This window comes from Streptomyces sp. NPDC020489 (assembly GCF_044386545.1).
GTDB lineage: Bacteria > Actinomycetota > Actinomycetes > Streptomycetales > Streptomycetaceae > Streptomyces.
Genome location: NZ_JBIRUZ010000008.1, coordinates 151,852 through 167,077, shown reverse-complemented (window position 1 = coordinate 167,077; position 15,226 = coordinate 151,852). Strand labels below are relative to the sequence as shown.

Below are 15,226 nucleotides of genomic sequence, written 5' to 3'. Positions count from 1 at the left end.
GCCGGGGCGGGTGGTCAGGGGCGCCAGGCCACCCGGTGCTCGCCGAGTCGGGCCAGGACCGCGTGGTTCGCCTCCCAGCCGTCCGGGAACTTCACCAGCGTTCCCAGCTGGACCGGTTCCGTCGACGGGTAGTCGTCCAGCAGGTCGCTCACGCCCGCGCGGCAGACCACGATGCAGGCGTGGCGATGGCGGGAGGCGAGGACGCAGAGGCGGCCCGTCTCCAGGTGGAAGGCGGTCGCGTCGGGGCGCCCGGAGAGCGGGTGGAGGACGACCGTGACGTCGTACTCGCGGCCCTGCAACCGGTTCGCCGTGTCGACCGTCACCTGCGGCACGCCCAGCTCGGCGAGGGCCGCGCGGACGGCCGCCGCCTGGTCGCGGTGGGCCGTGCCCACGGCGATGCGGTCGGCGGTGAGCGGGACCGGGTCCGGGGAGCGCTCCGAGGTCGCCGCGCCGCCCCGGTCCAGCAGTCGGCGCACCACCGTCGCCACCGCCCGCACCGCCTCCGGGTCGGTGCGCGGGGTGTGCCGCGCGGGCAGCTCCAGCAGGCCCCAGCCCGACACCGCCGCCTCGTCGATCACCCGGTCCGGACCCGAGCCGTCCGACGGGACCGCGAAGGCGAGGCCGCGGTCCCCGTGGTCGGTGCCGCTGCGGAACGGCGTGAACGGGTAGAAGGCGTCCGACACCAGCTGCGCCGCCGACGCCGGGAGGCGCCAGGACACCGGCAGGCGGTGCTGCGGCAGCTCCGGGTTGTGCGCCAGCAGGGTCGTCACCGCCGACGCCGACGGGTCGTACGACAGCCCCGCCCACTGCTCGCTGCCCACGATCGCGAACGGGTCCAGCTGCCCCGGGTCGCCCACGAACAGCGCCCGCTCGAACAGGCCCGCCACGGCCAGCAGCGAGTCCGAGCGCATCTGGTACGCCTCGTCGACGATCGCGTGCCGCCACGGCTCGTCGACCTTGACGTGCGCCCACTTCGCGGCGGTGGAGAGCGTGACGGGAAGTCCGGCCAGATCCGCCGGCTTCGCCGACTTGCGTACGTTCGCCAGCTCGTCCAGCGCCTTGTCGTACGGGTCGGCGTCACTGCTGTGCAGCCGGCCCACCGGCAGGTCCGGATTCTTCTCGGCGAGCCGCAGCACCAGGTCGTCGACCTGGGCGTTCGTCTGCGCGACCACCATCAGCGGGCGCCCCGCCGCGGCCAGCTCCAGGGCCGCGCGGACGACCAGCGTGGACTTGCCCGCGCCGGGCGGGGAGTCGACGACGACACCCCGCCGGTCACTGTGCAGGGTGTCGTGGAGGATCTCCTCGGTGGCCTGCGTCGCGGCCGCGCCGGGGTCGAAGACCGTGGTCACAGGACGTCCTCCTCGGTCATGCGGTCGGCGGCCTCCTGGACGGCCTCACCGGGCGGCCCGCCGTGCGTCCAGGGCGTGTCCTCGGGGTCGGGCAGCTTCGCGCCACCCCGCTGCTCGTGCTCGAACAGGGTGAAGCAGAGCCGGTCGCCCTTCTCCGGCACGGAACCCGGCTCGGGCTCCTTGCCACGACCCATCCTGTCCAGGACACGCAGGACGACACCGTCGTCCCTGTGGTCCACGACCTCGGCCGCCTGCGGCTTGCCGTTCAGCGAGCGGTACACCTTCGCCCGCGCCGCGAGATACGGGCGGTCGTCCGTGCGGACCGTCACCAGCGGGCGCGGGCTGGGGCGTCTGCCCTCGCTGTACGCCATCACGACATCCGTGACCTCGCCCGCGAACGCCTCCCCGGCCAGCCGTCGCCCGGCCATCACCAGCGGGTCGTCCAGCGCCTCCTGCGCCTCCAGACGGGCCTGTTCGCGCTCGCGGGTGGCGAGCTTGTTGGCGGCCGTCACCGCGTCGTCGCGGCGCGGCTGCGGGGGCTCACCGGCCAGGACCCGGTCCCGGTGGCTGGTGAAGGACCAGCGGTCCCGGGTCCAGCGCTCCTCGACGCGCGCCCCCTCCGGCAGCGCCCGCAGCAGGTCCAGGCCGCGCCACACCGCGTCCCAGGTGGGCCGGGTCCGGCTCTCGACCAACTCCCTGATCGCGCGCTCGGCGGCGGTGAGGTCACCGAGCCGGTCGTCCGCCTCCAGACCGTCCTCGGCGGCGGCGAGCGCGGTCCGCGCGCGGTCGTAGCGTTCGATGGCGGGCGCGAGCAGTTTGTTGTCGAACGCCGGGTCGGTGGCCGGGCCGGCCGGCGGGTGCAGCAGCTGGCCGTGCGCGTCCCGGGCCAGCTCGGCCTCCAGCGCGGCCTGCGCGCCCGTCGCGCCCGCCGGGGGGTCGATCCAGGCGAGCAGCGCGCCCAGATGCTGGTCCTCCAGCGTGGACTGGCCGGTCGCCCAGTGCCGGGACAGCAGCTCCGTCGCGGCGAGCAGCAACGAGGAGCCCGGCACCCGGGCCCGCTCCCCGAAATGGGTCAGCCACCGGCCGAGCAGCGGCACGCGCGGGGGCGCGGGGTGCGGGGACTCAGGGTCCTGCTCGGCCGTACGCCGAAAGCGCATGGAGCGCCCCAGCAGCCGGACGAGGTCGATGCCCGCGCGGCTCGGCACGATCAGCTGCGGGGCGTCCGCGCACAGCTCGACCTCGACCTTGACCCGCTTGCCGGTCTCCGGGTCCGTCTCGCTGCGCTCGGCGGCCTCGACGGTCTCGGCACAGGCGTCGACGTAGGGCAGGACGACGTCCGCCAGCTCGGCCAGGAACGCGAACCGCAGATCGCGGTCGCGCGGCTGCGGTACGACCAGCAGGCGCGGGGCGTCCCGGTCGGTGCCGACGAGCGCGCCGAGCGGGGCACCGGCCTCACCGGCGGTGGTGAGCGGCACGAGGACCATGGGGCGCTCGGAGAGGTGGCGGTGCCGGACGGTGGCGCAGGGCTGGGCGCGGCCGGTGCTGACGGCCTCCAGGCGGGCGAGGGTGGCGATCAGCGACATGCCGGCGCCTCCTGTGCCTCCCGAGCCGCCTCCAGCGCCTCGGCCCGCAGCTCCGTCGCCCTGCGCAGGGCCGCCACCGCCGGGTCCCGAGGGTCGCCGGCCTCACCGCGGGCCGCCGCCAGGACGTCCGCCACGGTGGTCAGGCCGCCCAGCTCGGCGCGCACGGAACGGCCCAGGGCCGTCACCGCGCCGGCCTCACGGGAGCGGTGCCGGCAGTGGAAGGCCAGCTCGCACGCGGCCAGGCACTCGGGCGCGTAGGTCGCCGGGACCGCCTCGACGGCCGCCGTCAGCTCCTCGGCGGGCCGCGCGGGGTCGAAGCAGGTGCCCTCGGGGAGGGCGTCGGCGATGTCCTGGAGGCGGGTGAGCCGGGTCAGCTGCCGGTCGGTCACCGCGCGCTGCTTGCGGATGTCGACGGCGGACGCGGTCGGCAGGTTGGAGAAGTCCTTGGGGCAGACCAGGAGCACCCGCCGGCGCACCTCGGGCGCGGGCTGGAGCCGGGCGGCGACCTGCTCCAGGGCCAGCACGTACACCGCCGCCTGGCGGGCCGCCGCGCCCACTTTCGCCGGGTCCGCCGAGCCGTCCAGCATCGGGAAGGACTTGATCTCCACCACCGTCCAGGTGCCGTCCGGGTGCACCACCACCGCGTCCGGCTCCAGGAAGGCGGGGGAGCCCGCGACGTCGAGGGCGAGCATGGGGTGGTCCAGCAGCGTCCAGACGCCGGCCGCCTCGGTGGCCTCGCGCAGCGCCAGCGCCGTGCGTGCCGCGCGCCCCTCGGGGCCGATCGCGGTGAGGTCGGGCACGCGCGCGCCGGTGGGCGCCTCGGCCCGGTGGTCCAGCGTCTCGTGGACCAGTCGCAGCAGCTCGGCGCCGCCGTCCGCCTTGACCTTCGCCTCGAAGGCGTTGCCCCGCGTGAGCGCGAACTGCGACTGACCGAACGCCGACGGCGCGCCGAGCGCGCTCGCCAGCGCCGCCTTGTTCACCCCGGCGCCGTCGAGGATGGCGCGCCGTCTGCAACCCGGGTTGGCGGCGAGGGCGGCCAGGGCGCGGGCATCCAGCGCCTTGGCCGGTACGTCGGGACCGCGCAGCTCAGCGAGCTGTTGCCGGAGCGCCGTCCCCCGCGTCCGTGGGAGAGGCACTCGGCTCGGCTCCGGCTGCGAGCCGTGACTCGCGCTGCCGTGGAATTCGCTCACCCGCGGAAGTCTGGCATCCGGCACTGACAATTGAGGCGTGGGTGCCGGGAGTGCCCACCGCGGCGGGCGTGAGGACCAGCGTCGCGCGCGCCCTGAGCCGGTCCGCGCCCCGCATCACGTACGGCGCCAGCAGCAGGCCGACACCCATGGCGGCGGCACCCGCGACCGCGTCGAGGAAGTAGTGGTTGGCGGTGCCCATCACCACGATCGTGGTGATCAGCGGGTAGGCGACACCGGCGGCCTTCGCCGTACGCGTTCCGCCGTGGCGCCACAGCATGACGCCGCACCACAGGGCCCAGCCCACGTGCAGACTCGGCATGGCCGCGTACTGGTTGGTCATGCCGCCCATGCCCCGCGGCGCGCTGGCCTCGCCGCCCCACCAGCCGTACGAGCTGTACTGGGCCATCGTGTCGACGAAACCGTGGCTCCGCTCCAGCAGTCGGGGCGGGCAGGTCGGCAGCAGGGTGAAGCCGATCAGGCCGATGAAGGTCGACGTCATCAGCCAGGTCCGGGCCGCGCGGTAGTGAACCGCGCGGGACCGGAAGAGCCAGACCAGGATCACCGGGGTGACCAGGTAGTGCAGCGACGCGTACCAGAAGTCGGCCGGGACGCCGATCCAGGCCTCGTTGGTGAACAGCCGGTTGAGCGGGTGCTCGGCGTTGATGTGGAGGGCCTTCTCCACCTTCAGGATCGCCAGGCCGTGGTCGACGGCGTGGGTGACGTCACCGCGCGCGAGGAGCCGGCCCGCCGAGTAGCAGGCGTACACCAGGAGGATCAACGGCAGCTCGGTCCACCAGCGCAGGCGAGTGCGCGCGGCTGCCTCGAGGCCTGGTGTCTCGGCGTGCGGCATCCGATCGCCTCCCCCTTCTTGTTGCGGCGTCCGGTTGCCCGGTCTTACCACTTTACGGTGTATGTGTTCGCCCTGCTGAGCGGCCCCCGGCCCTCTAGGACGCAGAGATCGCCCGGCGGGTTGCCCCCGCACAGAGTGCGGGATGATGGGGGGAGCCCGCCCGTGTTTTCCTCGAAAGGCGCTCACCCCATGGCACCGCGCATCCTGCTGGCCCGGCACGGACAGACCGAGTGGTCGCTGGCCGGGAAGCACACCGGCAGGACCGATGTGCCGCTCCTGGAGGAGGGCCGCCGCGGTGCGAAGCTCCTGGGCGAGCGCCTGCACCGGGCGCCACTCGACGGACTTCCGGGTGTCGAGGTGCGCACCAGCCCCCTGTCACGCGCGCGTGAGACGTGCGAACTCGCCGGGTTCGGCGAGCGCGCGAGCACCTGGGACACGCTCATGGAGTGGGACTACGGCGCGTACGAGGGTATGACGCCGGACGACATCCAGGCCATTCGACCCGGCTGGCTCATCTGGCGCGACGGCGTCCCCGAGGGGGAGACCCTCGCCGAGATGACCGCCCGCGCGGACGAGGTCGTCGGCTGGGCCCGCGCCGCGGACCGGGACGTCCTGGTCTTCGCGCACGGGCACATCCTGCGCTCCATAGGCGCGCGCTGGCTGGGCCTGCCCCTGGACTTCGCCGCCCGCGTCCGGCTGAACCCGACCTCCCTGTCGGTGCTCGGGTGGGCGTACGGGGAGCCGGCGATCGAGAGCTGGAACGACCTGGGGCATCTGGCCGGCTAGGCGGATCTCGGCAGGCCCGCGTGGCGTTCCAGGAACACCGAGACCCCCGCGGTCCGCCGGTGCGGCGACAGCACGCGCGCGGTTCCCGCCAGCATCGCCCCGATCCGCGACGACTGGACCTCGCCCAGCAGATCCAGCCCCCGCAGGCCCGCCGCCGCGGCCTCGTCGGGCCGCCCGCCGCGCGCCAGGTCATTGGCCAGCTCGGCCGTGTACAGGGCGATGTTCCGGGTGAAGTGCGGGTCCTGGAGCCGCGCCGCCCGCCGCGCGTGCCGGGCCGCCCGGGGCCAGTCGCCCAGCGTCGACCAGCACTGCGCCTCCAGGCCCTCCAGCTCGGCCTCGCCGTAGAAGCTCATCCACTCGGGGTCCGCGTCCGAGGGGCCCCGCTCGTAGAGGACCTGGGCGCGGGTCAGCGCCTGTTCGCAGGCGGTGCGGTCGGCGAGCCCGGCCCAGCCGCCCGCCTCGCGCAGCGCGAGCAGCGACATCAGCCGGGCGGAGCCGAGGCCGCGTCCGACCCGCTGCGCGGCCTGAGCGGCGCGCAGGGCCTCCCGCGGGCGTCCCGCGTCGCGCGCGAGGAAGGCCGCGTTGCAGAAGGCGTGCGTCTCCAGGGCGGCGTCGCCGGTCACCCGGGCGGTCGCGAGGGCCTCCGCGTAGTGGGAGCGCGCGTCGTCGTAGCGCCCCGAGTCGTGCGCCAGCCAGCCCACCGAGATGGCGAGTTCACCCGCGCCCGAGTGCAACCGGTCGGCGGTCGCCTGCCGGGTCACGCCGGCGTCCAGCAGCGCGTACGCGGCGCGCAGCGGGGCCGCCGCGCGCCGGTACAGCCCGTCCGCGCCGTGCCGGTCGTCCAGCAGCCGGATCCTGCGGACCGCCTCTTCCAGGGCGGCCGCCTCGCCCGTACCGACCCGGCGTACCGGGCGTTCCGCCGCGGCGGCGTCGAAGGCGAGCCCGAGAGGGCTCAGTGAGGCGGCGGCCACCGTGGCGCCCCCGCCGGTCATGAATGCGCGACGCAGCACGTCGCTCTCCTCGTTGTCGTACGGCTCGTAGGGGTCCTGTGTGTCATACGGCTCGTGCGCCCCCCATGTCTCACCCGCGGCGCGAGCGGGGCTCGTGACGAGTGCCGGGGGCGCGACCTCGTGGGTGCGCGCCCCGCGTCCGCGTACGGACGCGCGGGGCGCGAACCCCAGGTCGGTGAGCGTGCGGCCGGGGAACATGTGCAGGAACACCCGCTCGTACGCGTAGTTGGGGCAGCGGATCTCGCCCGCCTCGACCCGGCCCACATAGCGCGCGTCACAGCTGACCCGCTCGCCGATCTCGCGGGCGGCCCGTCGTACCGCTGCGGCGAACTCGGCCGGGGAGCGCGCTCCGCGCAGTTCCCGGAACGCCAGGTTCGGCCGCGGCGGCCTGGGGTACTGGGACGAGGTCATCGTTGACGACGCCATGGCCAGGTCCTCTCGTGCGAACCGTCGAACCATGCCGGATTCGAGGTGAGTTGTGCGTGTGACACCCTGTTTCCGGCGGGCAAGAACGTACCCGCTGTGCCGGGTTCGCCACGCGATGTTTGGCTACAAACCGGATATCTCATCCACCATCCGCCATGAACTGCCATCCTTTGCGGCTGACTTGTGCCGTAGCCGTTGACGCCCTCGCGCGTTGAACCCGGCAGGACCGGGAGCCGCCCCCCGCCTCCCGAGCCGCTCGACACGAGGAGGGTTCCGTGGTGAAGGCCGGGTTGGAGACCAGCCAGAGCATCGAAGCGTGTGTGCCGCTGACGGAGTGCAGCGAGCCACCGGTGACGCAGGCCGGGTGCGACCTCGTCACGGTGCCGACCCGGCAGGGCCTGGAGGCGGTCGACATCCTGCGTCGCGGCGGGTCCGCGGACGCGGTGGGCCCCGTCCTGCACGACGACGGCGGGAACACCCTCGGTTTCGTCGTCCCGCCGGGCACCGCGGCCGCCTGGGACGTCCCCGGAAGCACCTGTACGGAGACCGACGGACGCGGTCTGCGACTGACCCCCGAACCGCCGGTGGCGGGCTCGGACTGGCTGCTGCCCCCCGGGGAGGCGGACCTCGCGACCGACCCGGCGGTGCTGCGGGCGGCGCTGGGCGAGGCCGCGCGGCTGATCGAGGCCGCGGACAACTGCCGCTGACACCGGGGCGGCGGGGTCGTTTCCCGCCCGGTGCCGCCCCCGCCCGCCGTCGGCCCCGGCGGCGCCGGTCCTGTGCGTAGCCGGTCGCGCCCGTAGCCGGTCCTGGCGGCGTCGGCCCTGCCCGCAGCGGGTCGCGCCCGCAACCGATCCCGGAGGCGCCGTCCCGCGCGGTCGCGCCCATAGCCGGTCCCGGCGGCGCCCGTCCCGCCCGCAGCCGGTCCCGCCCGCAGCCGGTCCTGCCCGCAGCCGGTGCCGGCGGGACCGTCGCGCACCGGCGGCGCCCGGCCCGTCCGCCGTTGCCCCCGCCCGCCGTCGGCCCCGGCGGCGTCGGTCCCGCCCGCAGTGGGTCGCGCCCGTAGCCGGTCCTGGCGGCGCCGTCCCGCCCGCCACCGGTTCCGCCCGCAGCCGGTTCCGCCCGCAGCCGGTCCCGGCGGGCGCCCGTCCCGCCCGCCACCGGTCCCGCCCGCACCCGGCCCCGGCGGCGCCCGTCGCGCCCGCAGCCCGTCCCGCACACAGCCAGCCGCGGCGGCGCCCGTCCCACCCGTAGCCCGTCCCGCCCGTACCCGGCCCCGGCGGCGCCCGTCCCCGCCGCTTGCGACAATGGCGCCATGGGAAAGTCCAGGAGCGGTCGGCGCGGGCAGGCGGTCGTCGAAGCCGTGGTGGAGGCTGTCGACGGCGGTCTCGCCGAGCTCATACCCGACCGGGACCGCGCGCGTGCCTGGACGCTCCTCATCGACGGGGCGCCGCAGTCGCACGTCGACCTGGACGACCCCGCGTACCTCTCCTTCGAGTACCAGCGGCGGCTCGGGCACGTCATCGACCTCGTCGCCCCGCCCGGCAAGCCCGTCCACGCCGTGCACCTGGGCGGGGGCGCCCTCACCCTCGCGCGGTACGTCGCCGCCACCCGGCCCCGCTCCACCCAGCAGGTCGTCGAGCGCGACGAGGCCCTCGTCCACCTGGTCCGACGCGCACTGCCGCTGGACCCCGGCGCCCGTGTCCGGGTGCGGGCGGCGGACGCCCGCGCGGGACTCGCCAAGGTGCCCGACGGCTGGGCCGACCTGGTCGTCGCGGACGTCTTCAGCGGGGCCCGCACCCCCGCCCACCTGACCTCGACGGAGTTCCTCGACGAGGTCCGCAGAGCGCTCCGGCCCACCGCCGTCTACGCCGCCAACCTCGCCGACGGCCCCCCGCTCGCCCACCTGCGCGGCCAGATCGCGACGGCCGCCGCCCGCTTCGCGCACCTCGCCCTGATCGCCGATCCGACGGTCCTGCGCGGCAGACGCTTCGGCAACGCGGTCCTGATCGCCTCCGACGCCCCGCTGCCGGTCGCGGAACTGACCCGCCGGGCCGCCTCCGACCCGCACCCCGGCCGCGTCGAACACGGCAGGTCCCTCACCGACTTCACCGGCGGAGCGGCACCGGTGACGGACGCGGCGGCGGTCGCCTCCCCCGCGCCACCGCCCTCGGTCTTCCGCTAGCAGCCCTCAGTACGTCCCGACCTCCACCCGGGGCGCGCTGTCGTGCCAGGTGCAGAACACCGACACCCGGTCCGCCCCGGAGGCGAACTCCACCCGGATCCACGTCTGCGTCTTCCACACCTGCATCGACCAGCCCGCCGCCGGCGTCGCCGACACCAGCGTCGCGGAGCTTTTGCCGAGGTCGAAGACCACCCGGCCGCCCTCGGTGTCGTAGCTCTTGACCTGGCCCGACGCGGAGGGAGAGGGGGAGGGGGAAGGGGACCGTGCCGGGGTCCTCGACGGGGTGGGCGTGGGGGACGGCTCCGGCTTCCTCGTCGGGCTCTTCGACGGCGTGGGCCGTGCCGTGGACGAGGCCAGCGGCCTGGACTCCTGGGTGGTCGCGTCCGCCGCCGTGATCGGCAGGGCGCGCGGCGGGTCGTAGGCCGTGCCCGCCATCACCGTGTGGACACCCCACCACGACAGCGTGACCGCCGCGCCCGTGGCGAGCGACCACGCCAGTACGTGTATGAGTCCTCTGCGCATCGCGGCCATACTGCCTCAACCGTCCCACCCGTTGTCCACAGATCCGGGTTGTCCACAGGCACCGGATGGCGCTGACCCGTATGGCGTACGGTGCGGCGCATGGCAAGTGTGCTCGTGGTCGAGGACGACCAGTTCGTCCGCTCGGCGCTGATCCGGCATCTCACCGACGCCGCCCACACCGTGCGCAGCGTGGGCACGGCGCTGGAGGCGCTGCGCGAGGTCGCCCATTTCCGTTTCGACGTGGTCATCCTCGACCTCGGACTGCCCGATCTGGACGGCTCCGAGGCGCTGAAGATGCTGCGCGGCATCACCGACGTCCCCGTGATCATCGCCACCGCCCGGGACGACGAGGCGGAGGTCGTCCGGCTGCTGAACGCGGGCGCCGACGACTACCTGACCAAGCCCTTCTCGGTCGAGCACCTCTCCGCGCGGATGGCCGCCGTCCTACGACGGTCCCGGGCCGCCGTCGGCGAGGCGGCGCCCGAGTCCGTGCTCCGCGTCGGCGGCCTCACCGTCGACCCGCTGCGCCGCCAGGCCGAACTGGACGGTGTCCGCCTGGACCTCACCCGCCGCGAGTTCGACCTGCTCGCCTTCCTCGCCGCCCGCCCGGGTGTCGTCGTCGCCCGCAAGGAACTCCTCGCCGAGGTGTGGCAGCAGGCCTACGGCGACGACCAGACCATCGACGTCCATCTGTCCTGGCTGCGCAGGAAGCTGGGGGAGACCGCCGCGCGGCCGCGCTATCTGCACACCCTTCGGGGCGTCGGCGTGAAGCTGGAGCCGCCCCTCTCGCCGGGATCGGAGCCGGCGCGATGAGATGGGCACTGGTCAAGGTCTGTCTCGCGGTCACCACCATGGTCGTGGTCGCCTTCGCGATCCCGCTCGGTCTCGTCATCAAGGAGATGGCCCGGGACCGCGCCTTCTCCAACGCCGAACGGGAGGCCGCCGCCGTCGCCCCCGCCCTGTCCATCACCACCGACCGGGACCAACTGGAGCGGGTCGTCGCCTCCGCCGGGTCGGAGGCGGAGATGGCCGTGCACATACCGGCGGCCGGGGGCGCCGCGGCCGTCGACATCGGGCGGCAGCGGGCCGCCGGCGCCGACATCGCGACCGTGCGGAAGCTGGGCCGGGCCTCCACCTCCGAGGTCGGCGGCGGCTCCACCCTGCTCCAGCCCGTCGCCCTGAGCTCCGGGGAGATCGCGGTCGTCGAGGTCTACGTCCCGGAGTCCGAGGTCAGCAACGGCGTCGCCACCGCGTGGGCGGTGCTCGCCGGGGTCGGGGTCGCGCTGATCGTCGGCTCCGTCGCGGTCGCCGACCGGCTCGGGGTGCGGATGGTGCAGCCCGCCCAGCGGCTGGTCGAGGGCGCGCACGAACTGGGCGAGGGCAAGCTCGGCTCGCGGGTGCCGGAGGAGGGGCCGACCGAACTCCGGCTGGCGGCGGTGGCGTTCAACTCCATGGCCGACCAGGTCGTCCAACTGCTGGCGAACGAGCGGGAGCTGGCGGCCGACCTGTCCCACCGGCTGCGCACCCCGCTGACCGTGCTGCGGCTCAACGCGGCCTCGCTGGGCGAGGGGCCCGCCGCCGAGCAGACCCGGGCCGCGGTGGCCCAGCTGGAGCGCGAGGTCGACACCATCATCCGTACCGCGCGGGAGGCCAAGCCGCAGACCGCGGCCGCCGGGCCCGGCGCCGGGTGCGACGCCGCCGAGGTGGTCCGGGAGCGGATGGCGTTCTGGTCGGCGCTCGCCGAGGACGAGGGCCGCAAGGTGCGGGTGGCCGGGGTGGAGCGGCCGGTGCGCATACCCGTGGCCCGCGCCGACCTCGTGGCCGCCCTGGACGCGCTGCTCGGCAACGTGTTCCGGCACACCCCGGAGGGCACCGCCTTCGCGGTCGACGTGCACAACGGGGAGGACGCGGTGATCGTGCTGGTCTCGGACGCGGGGCCAGGCATACCCGACCCCGAGGCGGCGATGGCCCGGGGGCGGGGGTCCGGCAGCGCCGGGTCGACCGGGCTGGGCCTGGACATCGTGCGCCGGCTGGCGGAGGAGACCGGCGGGGACGTGCGGATCGGCTCGTCGGTGCTGGGCGGTACCGAGGTGCGGATCTGGATCCAGCTGGACGGGCGGGCGCCCGAGCGCCGGGGACACCGGGTGCGCCGCCGCCGTACGGGCAGATTGGTCTCGACCTTTAACCGTCCCCGATCCCATCCTTAAGCCCGCCCTAAGATCCTCAACCCCCGCCCTGAACAGGCCATTTGCCCGATTCTGGCTCGCTAGCGTGCTGCCGCACCCACCCCGAACCATGAAGGCAGGCACGTGATGAGCACCCACCGGCGCAAGGTCAGCGGCAGGAACAAGGTGATCGCCGGGGCCGTCGCCGCGGCCGTGGCCGGCGGGGGCGCGATCCTCCTCACCGGCACCGCCCAGGCGGCCGGGATCGCGGCGGCGTACACCAGGACCAGCGACTGGTCGACGGGGTACACCGCCCAGTACGTCGTGACGAACAACAGCGGCGCGCGGGACGCCGACTGGAAGCTGGAGTTCGACCTGCCCGCGGGCGCGAGACTCAGCTCCCTGTGGAACGCCGAGTCGGCCGTCAGCGGGCAGCACGTCACCGTCACGCCCCCGAAGTGGGACCGCGACGGCCTCGCCGCCGGGGAGTCGGTCACCGTCGGCTTCGTCGTCAACGGCGGCGGCGACCCGCGCGGCTGCCTCATCGACGGCGCCCGCTGCTCCGCCGACGCCACGGCCACGCCCGAACCGACCGGCCGCCCGACCCAGACCGCCACCCCCACACCCACCGCCCCGCCGACCTCGACCCCGACGGCCACGGCCACCCCCACCGCGACGGCCAGCGCCGCCCCGACCGCGACCGCCACCGCCGACCCGGGCACCGGCACCACGACCAGCGCCGGCTTCGCCCCGTATGTCGACACCTCCCTCTACCCGGCCTTCGACCTGGTCGGCGCCGCCGCGGCCACCGGCGTGAAGGACTACCACCTCGCCTTCGTCACCGACGGCGGCGGCTGCACCCCCAAGTGGGGCGGCGTCAGCGACCTCGCGAGCGACGCCGTGGCCGCACAGATCGGCGCACTGCGCGCCAAGGGCGGCGACGTGCGGGTGTCGTTCGGCGGCGCGGCGGGCTCGGAACTGGCGACGACCTGCGCGTCGGCGGACGCGCTGACGGCGGCCTACGAGAAGGTCGTGGCCGCCTACGACCTCACCAAGGTCGACTTCGACGTCGAGGGCGGCGCGCTGCCCGACACCGCGGCCAACACCCGCCGGGCCCAGGCGATAGCCAAGCTCCAGAAGCGGCACGCGGGCCTGGACGTCTCCTTCACCCTCCCGGTGATGCCGGAGGGCCTGACCCAGGCCGGCGTCGACCTGCTCGCCGACGCCAAGAAGAACGGGGTCTCCATCGCCACGGTCAACATCATGGCGATGGACTACGGGCCGGCCTACAGCGGCGACATGGGCACCTACGCCGAACAGGCCGCGACGGCCACCCAGGCGCAGGTCAAGAGCGTGCTCGGCCTGTCCGACGGCGCCGCCTGGAAGGCGGTCGCGGTCACCCCGATGATCGGCGTCAACGACGTCACCAGCGAGGTCTTCACGGTCCAGGACGCCACCCAGCTGGTGGACTTCGCCCGGTCCAAGGGCCTCGGATGGCTGTCCATGTGGTCGGCCACCCGCGACAAGCAGTGCTCGGGCGGCGCGAAGAACTACGCCGACGCCACGTGCAGCTCGATCGTCCAGGCCCCGCACGCGTTCTCGAAGGCGTTCGCGGCCTACAAGTAGCCGCCCGCGACCGGCGCCCCCCACGGGCCGGGGCGCGGCATCCCCCTCGGATGCCGCGCCCCTCCCCCCGTCCCGCCGTGGCTCTAGACCTCGGCCAGGGGAGGCAGAGTCCCCGTGCGGGCCGCCTGGCCGTACCAGAGGGCACTGGACTTCGGCGTGCGCTCCAGCGTCGCGTAGTCGACGTAGACCGCGCCGAAGCGCTTCTCGTAGCCGTACGCCCACTCGAAGTTGTCCATCAGGGACCACAGGTAGTAGCCGCGGACGTCGGCGCCGTCCGCGACCGCGCGGCGGACCGCGGCGAGGTGGCCGTGGAGGTAGGCGATGCGCTCCGGGTCGTGGACCTTGCCGTCGGGGTCGGGCTTGTCGTCGTAGGCCGCGCCGTTCTCGGTGATGTAGAGCGGCAGACCCGGGGCCTCACGCGTGTAGCGCATGATCAGCTCGTGCAGGCCCGTCGGGTCGATCGTCCAGCCCATCTCGGTGCGCTCGCCCGGAGTCTGGTGGAACGCCACGTCGTCCGCGCCCGGCCAGGGGGAGGAGTCGCTCGACCCGTGGCCGTCCGCGCGCGGGCCCGCCACGTCGCTGTCGGCCGCCGAGACCAGCGCGGGCGTGTAGTAGTTGAGGCCCAGCGCGTCCAGCGGCCGGTGGATCGCCCGCAGGTCGCCGTCCTGGACGTAGGACCAGTCGGTGAGCAGTTCCGTCGCCGCGAACAGCGACTCCGGGTAGGCCCCGTGCAGGATCGGGCCGTGGAAGACGCCGTTGGCCAGGTCGTCGATCTTCCGGGCCGCGGCCAGGTCCGCCGGGTCCTGCGAAACGGGGCGCACCACCGAGGAGTTGAGGCTCAGCGCCACCGAGTTGCGGGCCGGCATCGCCGAGCGCAGCGCCGAAGTGCCCAGACCGTGGGCGAGGTTCAGGTGATGCGCGGCCTTCAGGGAGGCCGCCGGGTCCGTGCGGCCGGGTGCGTGCACGCCGGACGCGTAGCCCAGGAAGGCACTGCACCAGGGCTCGTTGAGCGTGATCCACTGCTCCACGCGGTCGCCGAGCGCCTCGCCGACGATCTGCGCGTACTCGGCGAAACGGTAGGCCGTGTCGCGCTCCGGCCAGCCGCCCGCGTCCTCCAGCTCCTGCGGCAGGTCCCAGTGGTAGAGGGTGACGGCCGGCTTGATGCCCTTGTCGAGGAGCTCGTCCACCAGGCGCCGGTAGAAGTCCAGTCCGACCTGGACCGCCGGGCCCCGGCCGGTCGGCTGCACCCGGGACCAGGAGATCGAGAAGCGGTACGCGTTCAGGCCGAGGTCGGCCATCATCGCCACGTCGTCGCGGTAGCGGTGGTAGTGGTCGACAGCGATGTCACCGTGCTCGCCGCCCGCGGTCTTGCCGGGCGTATGGCTGAAGGTGTCCCAGATCGAGGGCGTACGGCCGCCCTCCCGCACCGCGCCCTCGATCTGGTACGCCGAGGTCGCGGCGCCCCAGAGGAAGGCGGGGGGAAAGGTCACCGGGGTCGCCGGCGTTGCGGGTTCAGGCATGGAAACGCTCCCAT

13 protein-coding genes are annotated in these 15,226 nt (G+C 74.6%); 6 read left to right on the top strand and 7 right to left on the bottom strand.

Annotation, left to right across the window (positions count from 1 at the left end):
* Positions 1–14: 14 nt before the first annotated feature.
* Genes ACH41F_RS23040 through ACH41F_RS23025 form a run of 4 tightly spaced genes read right to left on the bottom strand, consistent with a single transcriptional unit; the run spans position 15 to position 4,972 of the window.
* Positions 15–1,349 (bottom strand): AAA domain-containing protein, encoded by a 1,335-nt coding sequence (locus ACH41F_RS23040; RefSeq protein ID WP_398837263.1) that lies wholly within the window; start codon positions 1,347–1,349, stop codon positions 15–17.
* Entirely contained in the window at positions 1,346–2,932 is a 1,587-nt protein-coding gene (locus ACH41F_RS23035; RefSeq protein WP_398837261.1) for a hypothetical protein, read from the bottom strand. Before ACH41F_RS23035 ends, ACH41F_RS23040 begins: the two co-directional genes overlap by 4 nt.
* Positions 2,923–4,068, bottom strand: a complete 1,146-nt coding sequence (locus tag ACH41F_RS23030; protein ID WP_398837259.1) for a hypothetical protein — start codon at positions 4,066–4,068, stop codon at positions 2,923–2,925. The genes ACH41F_RS23035 and ACH41F_RS23030 overlap by 10 nt, the downstream gene beginning before the upstream one ends.
* On the bottom strand, positions 4,019–4,972 hold the full coding sequence (locus tag ACH41F_RS23025; protein WP_391235920.1) for a phosphatase PAP2 family protein: 954 nt from the start codon (positions 4,970–4,972) through the stop codon (positions 4,019–4,021). The genes ACH41F_RS23030 and ACH41F_RS23025 overlap by 50 nt, the downstream gene beginning before the upstream one ends.
* 189 nt (positions 4,973–5,161) lie before the next feature.
* Here ACH41F_RS23025 and ACH41F_RS23020 point away from each other — a divergent pair, with 189 nt between their 5' ends.
* Positions 5,162–5,758 (top strand): histidine phosphatase family protein, encoded by a 597-nt coding sequence (locus ACH41F_RS23020; protein ID WP_398837257.1) that lies wholly within the window; start codon positions 5,162–5,164, stop codon positions 5,756–5,758.
* Here the strand turns inward: ACH41F_RS23020 and ACH41F_RS23015 are convergent.
* Complete coding sequence (locus tag ACH41F_RS23015) at positions 5,755–7,194, bottom strand: hypothetical protein (RefSeq protein WP_398837255.1); 1,440 nt, start codon at positions 7,192–7,194, stop codon at positions 5,755–5,757. The genes ACH41F_RS23020 and ACH41F_RS23015 overlap by 4 nt on opposite strands.
* Positions 7,195–7,469: 275 nt before the next feature.
* Between ACH41F_RS23015 and ACH41F_RS23010 the strand changes: the two genes are divergently transcribed.
* Both ACH41F_RS23010 and ACH41F_RS23005 read left to right on the top strand, forming a co-directional pair.
* A complete protein-coding gene (locus ACH41F_RS23010; RefSeq protein ID WP_391235910.1) occupies positions 7,470–7,901 on the top strand; it encodes a hypothetical protein in 432 nt (143 codons plus the stop codon).
* Positions 7,902–8,509: 608 nt separating this feature from the next.
* Positions 8,510–9,379 (top strand): fused MFS/spermidine synthase, encoded by an 870-nt coding sequence (locus tag ACH41F_RS23005; RefSeq protein ID WP_391235907.1) that lies wholly within the window; start codon positions 8,510–8,512, stop codon positions 9,377–9,379.
* A 6-nt stretch (positions 9,380–9,385) separates the two neighbouring features.
* On the opposite strand, the gene ACH41F_RS23000 is transcribed toward ACH41F_RS23005, so the two are convergent.
* Positions 9,386–9,901: a hypothetical protein gene (locus ACH41F_RS23000; protein WP_391235904.1), complete on the bottom strand. Its 516-nt coding sequence runs from the start codon at positions 9,899–9,901 to the stop codon at positions 9,386–9,388.
* Positions 9,902–10,000: 99 nt separating this feature from the next.
* Between ACH41F_RS23000 and ACH41F_RS22995 the strand changes: the two genes are divergently transcribed.
* From ACH41F_RS22995 to ACH41F_RS22985, 3 genes are all read left to right on the top strand, one after another.
* Complete coding sequence (locus ACH41F_RS22995) at positions 10,001–10,714, top strand: response regulator (RefSeq protein ID WP_391235899.1); 714 nt, start codon at positions 10,001–10,003, stop codon at positions 10,712–10,714.
* Entirely contained in the window at positions 10,711–12,108 is a 1,398-nt protein-coding gene (locus ACH41F_RS22990) for an ATP-binding protein (protein WP_391235895.1), read from the top strand. Before ACH41F_RS22995 ends, ACH41F_RS22990 begins: the two co-directional genes overlap by 4 nt.
* Before the next feature lie 105 nt (positions 12,109–12,213).
* On the top strand, positions 12,214–13,692 hold the full coding sequence (locus tag ACH41F_RS22985; RefSeq protein ID WP_391235892.1) for a cellulose binding domain-containing protein: 1,479 nt from the start codon (positions 12,214–12,216) through the stop codon (positions 13,690–13,692).
* A gap of 83 nt (positions 13,693–13,775) precedes the next feature.
* Here the strand turns inward: ACH41F_RS22985 and ACH41F_RS22980 are convergent, their stop codons facing one another.
* A complete protein-coding gene (locus ACH41F_RS22980; RefSeq protein ID WP_398837251.1) occupies positions 13,776–15,212 on the bottom strand; it encodes a GH1 family beta-glucosidase in 1,437 nt (478 codons plus the stop codon).
* Between the last annotated feature and the right edge of the window lie 14 nt (positions 15,213–15,226).

Coding starts and splice junctions, on each gene's coding strand:
- ACH41F_RS23035 (WP_398837261.1), bottom strand. CDS start 2,932: ATGTCGCTGATCGCCACCCTCGCCCGCCTGGAGGCCGTCAGCACCGGC.
- ACH41F_RS23025 (WP_391235920.1), bottom strand. CDS start 4,972: ATGCCGCACGCCGAGACACCAGGCCTCGAGGCAGCCGCGCGCACTCGC.
- ACH41F_RS23020 (WP_398837257.1), top strand. CDS start 5,162: ATGGCACCGCGCATCCTGCTGGCCCGGCACGGACAGACCGAGTGGTCG.
- ACH41F_RS23015 (WP_398837255.1), bottom strand. CDS start 7,194: ATGGCGTCGTCAACGATGACCTCGTCCCAGTACCCCAGGCCGCCGCGG.
- ACH41F_RS23005 (WP_391235907.1), top strand. CDS start 8,510: ATGGGAAAGTCCAGGAGCGGTCGGCGCGGGCAGGCGGTCGTCGAAGCC.
- ACH41F_RS23000 (WP_391235904.1), bottom strand. CDS start 9,901: ATGCGCAGAGGACTCATACACGTACTGGCGTGGTCGCTCGCCACGGGC.
- ACH41F_RS22995 (WP_391235899.1), top strand. CDS start 10,001: ATGGCAAGTGTGCTCGTGGTCGAGGACGACCAGTTCGTCCGCTCGGCG.
- ACH41F_RS22990 (WP_391235895.1), top strand. CDS start 10,711: ATGAGATGGGCACTGGTCAAGGTCTGTCTCGCGGTCACCACCATGGTC.
- ACH41F_RS22985 (WP_391235892.1), top strand. CDS start 12,214: ATGAGCACCCACCGGCGCAAGGTCAGCGGCAGGAACAAGGTGATCGCC.
- ACH41F_RS22980 (WP_398837251.1), bottom strand. CDS start 15,212: ATGCCTGAACCCGCAACGCCGGCGACCCCGGTGACCTTTCCCCCCGCC.